Raw genomic sequence first — 12,162 nt, forward strand, 5'->3', positions numbered from 1 at the left:
TCTCAGGCTTCCCTGAACTCGGTGCGCGCCAGTCCGTTGTCGAGATTGATCGTCGTGCGCAGGCGCATGCGCTCGGGCGTCGGCGTCATGATCAGCACGGCGTCGATCTCGATCTTCAGGCCGGTCTTGTCGCCGAGGTTGACCGTGACTTTCGTCGCGCTCTCCTTCAGCCGCGGCTCGAATGCGGCGAGCACGGCGCGGATCTCGCGTGCCAGAACATCGCGATCGAAGTCGCGCGACGACCGGCCGGAGAAGGACGGCACGCCATAATTGACAACGCTGCGGCGCACCTCCGGAAAGTCGGCCAGCGATGTCGGACGGTCGGTCATCTGCTCGGCCTCGAGATCGGATAGCAGCGGCGCGGATTCGAAACGCTCGGTGTTGAACAGCGCCTCGATGTCGCGCCGCACGGCCTCGCGCAGCACATCGGGCGACACCACGATGCCTCGGCTTTCAAGCTCGCCACGGTGCCGGTTCTGAAACGCCAGCCGGTGCAGCCGGCGCTTCTGATCGGGGTTCAATGCGTCATCGGCGTCGATGCGCCTCGGTCCGTCTGCCAGCAGCTCGTCCAGGCGCTCTGCGCCAAGCTCCTCCTGCAGAGCCTGCCTGAGCCCGTCTATCTCCGAGCTCAGGCCCGGCAGATCGTTGACGAGGCGGTCCCACAGCGAAGGCTGTACCGCCTCGCGCTTGGCCCGTGAACCGCCCGCCTGTACCTTGTCGGCGGCAGGGCGCTTTGCTCGCCCGTCACTTGCCGACATAGACATCCATTTCGGCTTCGTCATTGTCGTCATAGACGAACTTGATCTTCTTGTAGGCGAAGGAGACTTCCTCCTGGATCAGGTCGGCTTCATCATCGGCCTGCGACATGTCGTATTCCATGATCGAGGCGTCGGTCAGGGTAACGACCAGATAGTCCTTGCTCTCGCCGTCGATGGTCCGCCGCGCGGAGAATTTGACCTCGTCCAGCGCCTTGTTTTCGAACAGGGCCTTGGCCAGGTAGGGTGAGGCCTTGTCATAGTGCTTGGTGAACTTGATCATGCCCATCGACACGCGGCCTCGGCGCGAGAGGGAATTGGGGTCGTAGGGCGCGACCATCTTGTAATCGACGCCATGGATTTCGATCTCGTCGTCATGGCCGTCGCGCGTGCTGGGCCCCTTGATATCCGGAACTTTCAGAAAACCGTCGATCTTCATTGTGGGCATTTTCGTTCTCCACCGCTTTCAAACAAAGGTTGGTTGCTGCAATCAGGTCTTCACGGACGGCAATTCCGACACCAGCCTGAGTGAGGCGTTGATGCCCTCCAGCTGGTAGTGCGGGCGCAGATAGAAGCGGGCGTTGTAGTAGCCCGGCCGGCCCTCCACGCTGTCGACCTGCACCTCGGCGGCGGCAAGCGGACGCTTGGCGCGCGCCTTGTCGTCGGCGAAGGCCGGGTTGGCCAGCACGTACCGGTTGATCCATTCGGTCAACCAGATCTGCATGTCGGTGCGTTCCTTGAACGAGCCGACCTTGTCGCGCGCAATCGCCTTGAGGTAGTGGGCAAAGCGCGAGACCGGGAACAGGTAGGGCAGGTTGGCGGAGAGCCGCTCGTTGGACTGGGCGTCGGGGTCGACCAGGCGTCCGGCCCGCGTCTCGTCATCCTGCAGCGAGTGTGCGCCGATGAAGGCCGCGAGATCGGTGTTCTTGCGATGCAGGATCGGCATCAGCCCGAGCTTGGCCAGTTCCGCCTCGCGCCGGTCGTCGATGGCGACTTCCGTCGGGCATTTCATCGCGATCGAGCCGTCATCGGTCGGGAAGGAGTGCACCGGCAGGTTAAGCACAGTGCCGCCATTTTCGACGCCGCGGATCTGGGTGCCCCAGCCATAGAGCTTGTGGCTGCGGTTGATGTTGACGCCCATCGGGAAGGCAGCGTTCATCCAGACATATTTGTTGTGATCGCCCTGCACTTCCTCCTCGAAGGAGAAGCCCTTGACCGGGACTGTCTCCGAGCCGTAGGGCAGCCGCGCCAGCACGCGCGGCATGGTCAGCCCGATATAGCGCGCATCCTCGCTCTCGCGCAGCGATTGCCACGAGGCGTAGGCCGGGTTGGAGACGATCTGCTGCAGGTCCTGCGGGTTGGGCAGTTCCTGCCAGCTGTCCATGCGGAACAGCCGTGGCGAGGCGGCGGCGATGAACGGCGTGTGCGCCGAGGCGCAGATGCCGGAGATGTTGCGCAACAGGCCGACGTCGCGCGGGTGGTTGGAGAACTCGTAGGCGCCGATGACGCAGCCGATCGGTTCGCCGCCGAGCATCGAATACTCGTCGGTGTAGACCTTCTTGAAGATCGGGCTCTGGTCCCACATCTGGCCTTCATAGTCTTCGAGCGTGTCGGCCAGCTGCTCCTTGGAAATGTTCATCACCCGGATCTTCAGCTTCTGATCCGTCTCGGTGTTGTTAATGAGGTACCAGAGGCCGCGCCAGGTGCCTTCCATCTGCCGCACTTCCGGCGCGTGCAGGATTTCGTTGACCTGGGTCGTCAGCATCTTGTCGATGCCGGCGATCAACGACTTGATCGACTTGATCGAGTTGGACGAAATCGTCGTCGTCTCGGAGCGCGACTGCGCCGCCAGAGCCAGGTTGCGAACCAGCTGCTGCAGCTTCTCGCTGTCGTCCTTCTTGACCTTGAAGTCCTTCTCCAAGAGCTGGCTGAATTCGCCGAGATCGACGGCCTCGGCCTCGGCGACGGATGCTGCGGTCTTTTGCTGTTCGGCCATGATCTATTCCTCACCCTTGTCGTCGGACAGCGCCTGGGCGGCGATCTGGCCAAGCAGCGGCTGGTTGTTCAGCAATTGGGCGATGCGCTTTTCGGCATCGACGCGGCCGTCCATGAAGCCGAGCAGCTCCTCGAGCTGGCGCCGCATCTTCAGGATTTCGGCCAGTTGCGGGACCTGTTCGGCGATCTTGTCGGGGGCGAAATCGCCCATCTTGGTGAAGGTCAGGTCGAGCGCCAGTTCTTCGTCGCGCTCCTGTCCCTCGGCCTGCGGCAGCGTGTTCTTCACCCGCGCCTTGACCCTGGGCCCCAGCGCTTCCATGAATTTGGGGAAGCGGTTGGCATCGGTCTCGACAAAGGAACGGTCGAGCACCGTCTTGGACGCTTCCCTGGTCTGCGATGCGCCCGACAGGTCGGCCATCACGCCCATGACGAACGGCAGTTCGATCGTCGTCGGGCTGCCGTAGGTTTCGACATCGTAGGCGATCTGCACGCGCGGGGCGCGATTTCGCTCGATGACCTTCGCTTTGCTTTCGGCTGGCATGTGTTGCTACCTTTCATCCTTCTGGGCAGTCTTCTTGGCGTCGGGAACGCCGGCGAGCAGCCGGAATTCCTTGAGCCCCGACGGGGCGAGGTCTTCCATCAGTTCAACGAAATCCATGTGCACCATCCTGCGCACCCGGCGGGCGAGATGCGGGATCGGACTCGACGGCTCGGTGCGGTCGTAGAACGCGACCACAAGGTCGAGGCACTTCACCACATCGTCGCGCGAGGAAATCCTGTCCGGGAGCCCCGCACCGGTCTCCGCGTAGCTTGCCATCGTCTCGGCTCCATGACCGTTTCTGACCGGCGCGGCCGGGCTTGCCGGGGGAGCAGCCGGGCTGGCCGCCCGCTTCGTCGCTGCCTCTTCCGTGGTCTCGACCGCCGTGTTGCGTTCCAGCGTCGTCAGCACGCGCTGCAAAAACCGCTTCAGGTCCGGGACGGCAGCCCCGTTGCTGTCGAGGCGGGCATTCAGCGCCGCATCGACTGCGTCGAGCGCCTCGATCGCTGCGTGCGCCCCGGCGATGAGCGCTGTCATCTGTTCACCGGCCTGGTCCTGATGGGCGGCACAACCGCTGCCCACCCGGTTCAGGAGCTGTCCGTGCGCGCTGACCAGCGCTGCCTTCTCCGTGGCATTCAATCCCGACGCCGCTTCCTGAAGCATGACGCGATCGTCGAGCGCACCCTGTTCGAGATCGCGTCCGCTGATCGGCCCGATGGGACGCGGCGCTAAGAAGACCATCTGCCTGAGGTTCGCCAGCAGGCCTTCCTGGCCGTTCTGCAGGTCGGCCAGCGCGTTGAGGCGGCGCAAGGCGGCGTCGCGCGGCTGGCCGCCGGGACGCAGCGCCGGGTGCATCGTCTCCCAATGCGTCTCGAAGGTCCTTGCAATCAGGGTCAGGCCCTGTGCCAGTCCGGCCAATCCCTCTTCATTGGCCAGCGCCCGGGCGACAATGACAAGCAGGCGCAGGTCGCGGCCATGAGAACGCAACTCCTCGGCCTTGCCGAGCACGGCAGGCCAGTCGACCGGAATGGTCGATTGCGCGGCTGGCTTGTTGCGCCCGTCATGGACGACCTTGACCTGCGGCTCCGTGAGCCGCTCCAGCTCATGAAAAGCCGGATCGTTGCGCAAGTCTTCGCCTGACGGATTTTCACCGTCCAGCGGAGCAAGCCAGAGTGCGAGATCGATCACAGATACCCCCGGCGACCGGCTCTAAAACCGTACGTGACCTAACGTTAGCACACGGTTGCATATTCCCACAATTCGCCATCCGCTCAAAAGTTAACGAGCGCTAATGAATGTCGGTGCAACTGCGTCTCGGATGGCGCAATTCATGGCGTGCTTGGCCAACCTCGTATGTGAAGCGCGTCGCATAGGATTAGAAAAAATCGTGGTTGTCTGCATTTGGCGGCGCGGGACTCTCCACAAAGGGAAAAGGCCGGCTGCATCAAGCGCTTTGTCAAGCGGCTGCTTATGTGGCAGGCTGTCGACGGGGCAGATTGCAGGAGCACGTTCGATGGAACAGCGCCGGTCGTCGCAGGGGTTCAAACGCAAGGAACTGGTTGGCAAGCTCAATCCGGTCTGCCTGCGCGCCTTCAAGGCCGCCGCCGACAGCGCCAAGCTGCGCGGCAATCCTTACGTCGAACTCGTCCATTTCATAGAACAACTGGTGCTGTCCGAGCGTTCGGATGTGCAGATGATCATTGCCGATGCCGGCGTCGATGCCAGCCGGCTTACCAGCGACATGACCCGCGCCGTCGACAAGCTGCCCTACGGCGCCACCTCGATCGAGGAATTTTCCGACCACATCTTCCACGCCATCCAGGAGGCCTGGAACCGGGCGACGCTGGAATTCGGCATGGAGGAGGTCCGCAGCGCCCATATCGTGCTCGCCTGCCTGAAGACGCCGGTGCTGGAAGGCCTGGTGGCGAAGATCAGCGGCGAATTCGACAAGATCGACGCCGACGGGGTCATCGCCCGCTTTGCCGAGGTGGTGGAGGGCTCGCTCGAAGCCGGCGCCATGGCAGCAGTGGCTCCCACCGCGGAGGCGCCGCGGCGCGCTCCGGGCGGGGATTCGGCGCTGGCCAAATACGCCACCGACCTCACCCAGCGCGCCCATGACGGCAAGATCGACCCGGTCGTCGGCCGAGACCCGGAGATCCGGCAGATCATCGATATCCTGATGCGGCGCCGGCAGAACAACCCGATCCTGACCGGCGAGGCCGGTGTCGGCAAGACCGCGGTGGTCGAGGGGTTTGCCCTGCGCATCGCCCAGGGCGACGTGCCGCCGCCCCTGCAGGGCATCAGCGTGCGTATGCTCGACGTCGGCCTGATGCAGGCCGGCGCCAGCGTCAAGGGCGAGTTCGAGAAGCGCCTGAAGGCGGTGATCGACGAAGTTCAGTCATCCGAGACGCCGGTCATCCTGTTCATCGACGAGGCGCACACGCTGATCGGCGCCGGTGGTGCCGCCGGAACCGGCGATGCCGCCAATCTCTTGAAGCCGGCGCTGGCGCGCGGCGAATTGCGCACCATCGCCGCAACCACCTGGGCCGAGTACAAGCAGCACATCGAAAAGGACCCGGCGCTGACCCGCCGTTTCCAGGTGGTCAAGATCGATGAGCCGTCGGAAGCGGTCGCTGTGCTCATGCTGCGCGGTGTAGCCGGCGTGCTCGAACAGCATCACGAAGTGCAGATCCTGGACGAGGCGATCGAGGCGGCGGTCGGCCTGTCGCATCGCTACATCCCAGCGCGGCAATTGCCCGACAAGGCGGTCAGCCTGCTCGACACGGCTTGCGCCAGGGTCGCGATCTCGCAGCATGCGACGCCGGCCGAAGTAGAGGACATTTTGCGGCGCCGCCAGGCGCTCGAGGTCGAAAGCGGCATCATCGGCCGCGAGGCAGCGATCGGCATCGAAGTAACTGACCGGCAGGCGCGGGTCGAGGCCGGGCTCACTGAGACGGGGACCATGCTCGCCGCCGCCGAGGAGCGCTGGGAGCGCGAAAAGGCGCTGGTTGCCGAGATCCTCGAACTGCGCGCGCGGCTGCGCGGCGACGGCGTCCCGCTCGATGCGGTGGCGACAGCTGAGGCCGATGCCGAACCGGCAGCGCCGGACGAAGAAAAGACCAAGGTGCCCAAGGCCGAGACGCCCAAGGCCGAAACGTCCGAGACCGAAGCGCCGGCGGCCGAAGCTGCGCCGTCAGATCCTGTCGCCGATCTGGCGCGGCTGCGTGAACTCATGGCCGAGCTTGCCACCGCGCAAGGCGAGACGCCGCTGATCCTGCCGTCGGTCGACCGCAATGCGGTCGCTGCCGTGGTCCAGGACTGGACCGGCATCCCGACGGGACGGATGCTGTCCAGCCAGACCGAAAAGGCGATCAAGCTGGCCACCACGCTGTCCGAACGTGTCGTCGGCCAGGATCACGCCATGGAGATGATTGCCAAGCGCGTGCAGACCAGCCGCGCCGGGCTCGGAGCGCCGGAAAAGCCGGTCGGCGTGTTCCTGCTCTGCGGCCCCTCGGGAGTCGGCAAGACCGAGACGGCCCTGGCGCTGGCCGAGACGCTCTATGGCGGCGAGCAGAACCTGATCTCGATCAACATGTCCGAATTCCAGGAGGCGCACACCGTCTCGACGCTCAAGGGCGCACCGCCCGGCTATGTCGGCTACGGCAAGGGTGGCATTCTCACCGAGGCCGTGCGCCGAAAACCCTATTCGGTGATCCTGCTCGACGAGGTCGAGAAGGCCCATCCCGACGTCCACGAGATCTTTTTCCAGGTCTTCGACAAGGGCATGATGGATGACAGCGAGGGAAGGCGCATCGACTTCAAGAACACGCTGATCCTGCTGACATCGAATGTCGGCTCCGAAGTCATCATGGAGCGGACGCAAAACGGCACGGTGAGGGCGGGGCTCGACGGCCTCGATGCAGCCTTGCGCGCTCCACTGCTGAAAGTCTTTCCGGCAGCGTTCCTCGGCCGCGTCGTGACCATCCCTTACTATCCGCTCTCGGATTCGATGATCGAGGCCATCACGCGCCATCAGTTCGGCAAGATCGCGCGGCGGCTGCGCGCCAGCCACGACGCCGAACTGGTGATCGGCGACGGCGTCATGGCGCTGGTCAAGGCGCGCTGCACCGAAATCGAGTCCGGTGGCCGCATGATCGACGCCATCCTCACCAACACGCTGTTGCCGGAACTCAGCCGCGGCGTGCTGAACCGGTCGCTCGACGGCGAGACGATGACCAAGGTGACCGTCAGCGCTTCCACTGACGGGTTTGCCTATTCGTTCGAATAGTCAGGCCTGACTGCTCGGCTCCGTCTCGGCGCGGATCAGCTTGATGTCGGCGCCGGCTGCCCAGGCGCCGATATCCTCGCGCCGCAACGCCGCCGCCATCATGTCGGGAAACAGGTCCGGCGTGCAGGCGAAGACCGGTATGCCAAGTGCCGCGACCGAAGCCGACATCGCCGGATCATAGCCCGGCCGGCCCTGATCGGTCAGCGCCAACAGCACGATGACATTGACGCCGGACCGGACCAGCGCCGCAAGCCGCCGCAGCAAGTCCTGGCCGTTGCCGCCCTCATAGAGGTCGGTGATCAGCACGAAGTGGGATTTGGTCGGCCGCTCGATGCGGTCGGCGCAATAGGCGACCGCCTGGTTGATGTCGGTGCCGCCGCCGAGCTGCACGCCAAACAGCACCTCGACCGGGTCGCTGAGCTCTTCGGTCAGGTCGACGATGGCCGTGTCGAAACAGACCAGCTTGGTGCGCACGACCGGCAGCGACGCCATCACCGCGGCGAAAATCGAGGCGTAGATCACCGAACTCGCCATCGAGCCGGACTGGTCGACGCACAGCACCACTTCGTCGAGATCGACCAGCCGGCGTTGCTTGCGCATGAAGCCGACCAGTTTTTCCGGCACGACGGTTTTGTGCTCAGGCTGGTAGTGGCGAAGATTGGCCGAGATGGTGCGCGGCCAGTCGATGTCGCGTTGGCGCGGCCGGTTGGTGCGTCGCGACTTGTCGAGCGCGCCACGGATCGCCTCGGCGGTCTTCTGCTCCAGCCGCTGCATCAGCTTGGCAACGATGTCGGCGATAATGGTGCGGGCGATGTCCTTGGTCTTGGCCGGCATCACCGAACGCAGCGAGATCAGGTCGGCAACGAGGTTGACGTCGGCCTCGATCGCCTTGAGGAATTCCGGCTCCATCAGCATCTGCTTCAGGTTCAGCCGCTCAAAGGCATCCTTCTGGACGATCTGGACCACCTGGGCGGGAAAGAAGGAGCGGATATCGCCCATCCATTGCGCCACGCGTGGCGCCGAGCGGCCGAGCCCGCCGCGCCGCTTGCGCGGGTCGGCATCGGCATTGGCGCCGTCGCCGTAAAGCGCATCGAGCGCCGAAGACAGTTTTTTGTCATCACTGGAAAGGGCGGAGGAAGCCTCGTCATCGGCGCCGATCGCCAGCCGCCAGCGGCGCTCGCGCCCGCTATCGGAGGATGCTGGGCCGGGTTCGGGCACTTCGGCTTCGTCATCCATTGTCACACTCCGCCCGCCAGCAATGGCCCAAGCCGCTCCAGGTGACGGCGCCAGCCCTCGCCGCCATCCGGCGCCGGCGTCAGGCCGGCCGGCAACCTTGCGGTGCGGCCGAGCACGGCCTCGATCAACCGCTGCCGCTCCATCGAGTCCAGATTGGAGAAGACGCGGCGCAGCAATGGCAGATGCGCGATGAAAGCTTCCTCGTCGAGCGATTTCAGCCACCCATCGACGGCGCCGCGCAGGCCCTCGTCGTAGATCAGCCGCTGGCCGGCAGTGCTGAAGAAACCTTCGAAGAACCCCGCTGCCTGGGCGACCGGCGTCCCCGGCGACAGCCTGCGTCCGAGCAGCCCGGCGGCGTCCTCTGCCGACAGTTGGCCGGCTTCATAGAGCAGATGCGCGGCGCAGCCGGCGAGCAGCGCCGTCGAGCCCGGACCTTCCAGCACGCCGGTCAGGCCGTTGCGCCATGCATCGAGCACGCCTTCGCCGGGCTCGACCAGCCGGATCGCCGTGTCGGCCTTGCGCACAGCACCGACCAGCGTGGTGGCGGCCTGCTCGTCCAGGTCGCGCACCGCATAGGGCAGCGCGATCGCGCCTTCGACGATCAACCGTTCCAACAAACCGGACAGCCGGTTAGTTTCGGTCTTGCGCGCCTCGCCGTAACGGATGATGTCGGCAAGCGGCGGCACCGAGGCCAGCATCTCCAGGCATTCGCTGCTGTGCGCTGCGCGCGCCTCCAACGCTACAAGGCCGGCGCTCGCGGCCTCCGACAGATCCGCGGTAATGGCGCTCTGGACAAGGGCGGCAAGCGTGTCGAGGCTCGCGGCCGCACCGAGCATCTGGATCAGGCGGCCATTGGCGGCCTTTTCGATAGTCGGGCCGTAGATCAGGTTCTCGACCAGGCGCACGGCATATTCCGGCTCCCAGGCCAGCGTCCATTTTTCGCGAAAGGTGCCGCGGCTGCGGCCGGCGTCGGCCAGCCTGCCCCATTGCACGCCAAGCACGTTCAGCCGGTGCAGCAATGTCGAACGAAACAGTCCGCTTTCGCTGCGCAGATCGACCGACAGCTCGCGTTCCAGCGCCTCCGGCTTCAGCCGCGCCGCCTTCTGGTTGCGCTGCAGGTCCTCGATCAGCGGCGCCAGCGGCGTGTCGGGCGGAATCTCGCCGACATCCGCGCCCAAAAGCAGCTCGGCCTCGACCAGCGCCCACAGCACCGCTTCGCCGTTGAACAGCGCCGCGATCGCGGCATCGCGCAATTCCTCGAAGCCGGGCTTCGGCCGCTCGCGAATGGCAGCCAGTGTGCGCGCAAGCCGCTCGGCCTCGATCAGCGACGCGGTCGACACCAGATGGCCCTTCGCCCGCAGCACCGCCGCGATCGTCGCCAGCCACAGCGTCGCGGCGTCGCGCCGCCCTCGTGTGAGCCACAGATGTTTGCACCAGCCGGGCGCGACGACGCCAGCGCCATAACCATAGCCCAGCGCAAGACGCGGCCCGGTCCATGGCGCCCATGTCATGATGCTTTTGCGCCGGGCAATTCCCTTGATCAGCGCCTGGTCGTTCTTCTGCGTGTGCGCGGCCTGCAGGGCCGGCACATGCCATGCGCCGCAGACGACGGCGATCGGTCCGGCGAATTCCTTGCGCGCGGCGGCGATTTCCAATCGCATATGCGCTTCACGCTTGGCCTCGAACGGCGCGATCGCACCTTCGCCGTCGCGCAGCGTCGTCATCGCATCGGTGATGGCAGCGAAGATTGGACCCGGCTGCGGATTCTGCTCGATAATGTCGGCCCACCAGCTTTCGCCATCTTCATAGCCGGCGGCCGCAGCCAGCGTGCCGATCGGGTCGCGATGCGATGCGGGCTCGCCATCCTCACCGGTTTCGTCCTTGGGTTCGGGCTTGTCGGCGTCAGCCGTTTTGTCGGTGTCGTCGGTTGCCGGTGCAGCGAACCGTGCCGATGACGGCAGGTCGATGAACCGCAATGCCGCCTTGTTCTCCACCGCCCACACCGCCGCCTGGTATTCCGGCGAGAACTCGGCGAACGGCCAGAAACTTGTCGCGGCCGGATCGTCCTCGGGGTAGCAGAGCAGCGCCACCGGCGGCTGCATCTGCGGGCGCGCCAGCAATGGCAGCAGGGCGGACGCGTCGCTCGGCCCTTCGATCAGCACCGCGACCGGCTGCAAGTCCCGCAGCGCCTGCACCAGGCTGTCGGCGGAGCCCGGCCCGTGATGGCGGATGCCGAAATAGGCGACGTCGCTCATGACCTCAGATCGCTGCGTTCAGCGCCGCGTAATAGCCGGCATAGTCCGGCCGCTTCTTGAGCACCGTTTCGAGATATTCCTCCAGCACCACCTTGTCCTGCACCGGGTCCTTGACGATGGCACCGACAAGGCTGGCGGCGAGGCCTTCGGCGCCGAGCTTGCCGCTGTCGAACCACGCCGCCTGGCTGAGGCCGCCGACCATGGTGGCGATCGCCTCGGCGGTCGAGAGCGAACCCGAAGGCGTCTTTAGCGTCACCTTGCCGTCGGCGGTTGCGCCCGAGCGCAGCTCGCGGAAAATGGTCAACACGCGAGCGATCTCCTCGCCGACATTTTTCGGCACCGGCAGGTCGAGCCCGCCGGCCATCTCGTCGACCCGCTTGGAGACGATCGCCACCTCTTCCGCCATGTCCTCGGGCAGCGGCAGCACCACCACATTGAAGCGGCGTTTCAGCGCCGAGGACAGCTCGTTGACGCCCTTGTCGCGGTTGTTTGCGGTGGCGATGATGTTGAAGCCGCGCTGGGCATAGAGCGACGTGTTGAGTTCCGGGATCGGCATCATCTTTTCCGACAGCACGGTGATCAGCGTATCCTGTACATCGGAGCCCATGCGCGTCAACTCTTCCAGGCGGCATAGCTTGCCGCTCTCCATGGCGCGGTAGAGCGGCGTCGGCACCAGCGCCTCCTGGCTCGGCCCTTTGGCCAAAAGCTGCGCATAGTTCCAGCCGTAGCGGACCTGGTTCTCGTCGGTGCCGGCCGTGCACTGCACGATTAGCGTCGAGTTGCCCATGATGGCGGCGGCGAGATGTTCCGACACCCAGGACTTGGCGGTGCCGGGAACGCCGAGCAACAGCAGCGCGCGGTCGGTAGCGAGTGTCGCCACCGCGGTTTCCATCAGCCGGCGGCGGCCAACATATTTCGGCGATATCACGGTGCCGTCGCTTGCCTTGCCGCCGAGCAGATAGGTCAGCACGGCCTTCGGCGACAGGCTCCATCCGGCCGGCTTCTGGCGTTCGTCATTGCGCGCCAGCGCCTGCAGTTCAGCGGCATAGGCCTGCTCGACAGGGAGGCGGATGGCTGCGTTCATGGTGCTGTTCT

The 12,162-nt window shown here is 65.2% G+C and carries 9 protein-coding genes; 1 reads left to right on the top strand and 8 read right to left on the bottom strand.

What is annotated here, in order from left to right; all coding sequences use genetic code 11:
• Window positions 1-2: 2 nt before the first annotated feature.
• The 5 genes from tssE to tssA are packed head-to-tail and all read right to left on the bottom strand — an operon-like array spanning window position 3 to window position 4,476.
• A complete protein-coding gene (gene tssE, locus NLY44_RS31600) occupies window positions 3-758 on the bottom strand; it encodes a type VI secretion system baseplate subunit TssE (RefSeq protein ID WP_023804372.1) in 756 nt (251 codons plus the stop codon).
• A complete protein-coding gene (locus NLY44_RS31605) occupies window positions 745-1,194 on the bottom strand; it encodes an Hcp family type VI secretion system effector (RefSeq protein WP_023673716.1) in 450 nt (149 codons plus the stop codon). The genes tssE and NLY44_RS31605 overlap by 14 nt, the downstream gene beginning before the upstream one ends.
• Window positions 1,195-1,245: 51 nt before the next feature.
• On the bottom strand, window positions 1,246-2,751 hold the full coding sequence (gene tssC, locus NLY44_RS31610) for a type VI secretion system contractile sheath large subunit (RefSeq protein ID WP_023682611.1): 1,506 nt from the start codon (window positions 2,749-2,751) through the stop codon (window positions 1,246-1,248).
• A 3-nt stretch (window positions 2,752-2,754) separates the two neighbouring features.
• Window positions 2,755-3,291, bottom strand: a complete 537-nt coding sequence (tssB, locus tag NLY44_RS31615) for a type VI secretion system contractile sheath small subunit (protein ID WP_023673718.1) — start codon at window positions 3,289-3,291, stop codon at window positions 2,755-2,757.
• 6 nt (window positions 3,292-3,297) lie between these two features.
• Window positions 3,298-4,476, bottom strand: a complete 1,179-nt coding sequence (gene tssA / locus NLY44_RS31620) for a type VI secretion system protein TssA (RefSeq protein ID WP_023804371.1) — start codon at window positions 4,474-4,476, stop codon at window positions 3,298-3,300.
• Between the two features lie 325 nt (window positions 4,477-4,801).
• On the opposite strand from tssA, the gene tssH reads away from it, so the two are divergent.
• Window positions 4,802-7,576, top strand: a complete 2,775-nt coding sequence (tssH, locus tag NLY44_RS31625; RefSeq protein ID WP_023804370.1) for a type VI secretion system ATPase TssH — start codon at window positions 4,802-4,804, stop codon at window positions 7,574-7,576.
• Here tssH and NLY44_RS31630 read toward each other — a convergent pair whose 3' ends face one another.
• The 3 genes from NLY44_RS31630 to NLY44_RS31640 are packed head-to-tail and all read right to left on the bottom strand — an operon-like array spanning window position 7,577 to window position 12,151.
• Window positions 7,577-8,812 carry a VWA domain-containing protein gene (locus NLY44_RS31630; protein WP_023687036.1) on the bottom strand — a complete coding sequence of 412 codons (1,236 nt, stop codon included), beginning with the start codon at window positions 8,810-8,812 and terminating at the stop codon, window positions 7,577-7,579.
• Between the two features lie 2 nt (window positions 8,813-8,814).
• On the bottom strand, window positions 8,815-11,067 hold the full coding sequence (locus NLY44_RS31635) for a DUF5682 family protein (protein ID WP_023804369.1): 2,253 nt from the start codon (window positions 11,065-11,067) through the stop codon (window positions 8,815-8,817).
• A 4-nt stretch (window positions 11,068-11,071) separates the two neighbouring features.
• Window positions 11,072-12,151 (bottom strand): ATP-binding protein, encoded by a 1,080-nt coding sequence (locus NLY44_RS31640; protein ID WP_023687038.1) that lies wholly within the window; start codon window positions 12,149-12,151, stop codon window positions 11,072-11,074.
• Between the last annotated feature and the right edge of the window lie 11 nt (window positions 12,152-12,162).

Origin of the sequence: Mesorhizobium sp. C089B (genome assembly GCF_030323125.1) — a bacterium.
In the GTDB taxonomy this organism is placed as follows: domain Bacteria; phylum Pseudomonadota; class Alphaproteobacteria; order Rhizobiales; family Rhizobiaceae; genus Mesorhizobium.

Excerpts from the sequence above, each read along its gene's own strand:
- NLY44_RS31630 (WP_023687036.1), bottom strand. The coding sequence starts at position 8,812 with ATGGATGACGAAGCCGAAGTGCCCGAACCCGGCCCAGCATCCTCCGAT.
- tssB (WP_023673718.1), bottom strand. The coding sequence starts at position 3,291 with ATGCCAGCCGAAAGCAAAGCGAAGGTCATCGAGCGAAATCGCGCCCCG.
- NLY44_RS31635 (WP_023804369.1), bottom strand. The coding sequence starts at position 11,067 with ATGAGCGACGTCGCCTATTTCGGCATCCGCCATCACGGGCCGGGCTCC.
- tssE (WP_023804372.1), bottom strand. The coding sequence starts at position 758 with ATGTCGGCAAGTGACGGGCGAGCAAAGCGCCCTGCCGCCGACAAGGTA.
- tssH (WP_023804370.1), top strand. The coding sequence starts at position 4,802 with ATGGAACAGCGCCGGTCGTCGCAGGGGTTCAAACGCAAGGAACTGGTT.
- tssC (WP_023682611.1), bottom strand. The coding sequence starts at position 2,751 with ATGGCCGAACAGCAAAAGACCGCAGCATCCGTCGCCGAGGCCGAGGCC.
- NLY44_RS31640 (WP_023687038.1), bottom strand. The coding sequence starts at position 12,151 with ATGAACGCAGCCATCCGCCTCCCTGTCGAGCAGGCCTATGCCGCTGAA.
- NLY44_RS31605 (WP_023673716.1), bottom strand. The coding sequence starts at position 1,194 with ATGAAGATCGACGGTTTTCTGAAAGTTCCGGATATCAAGGGGCCCAGC.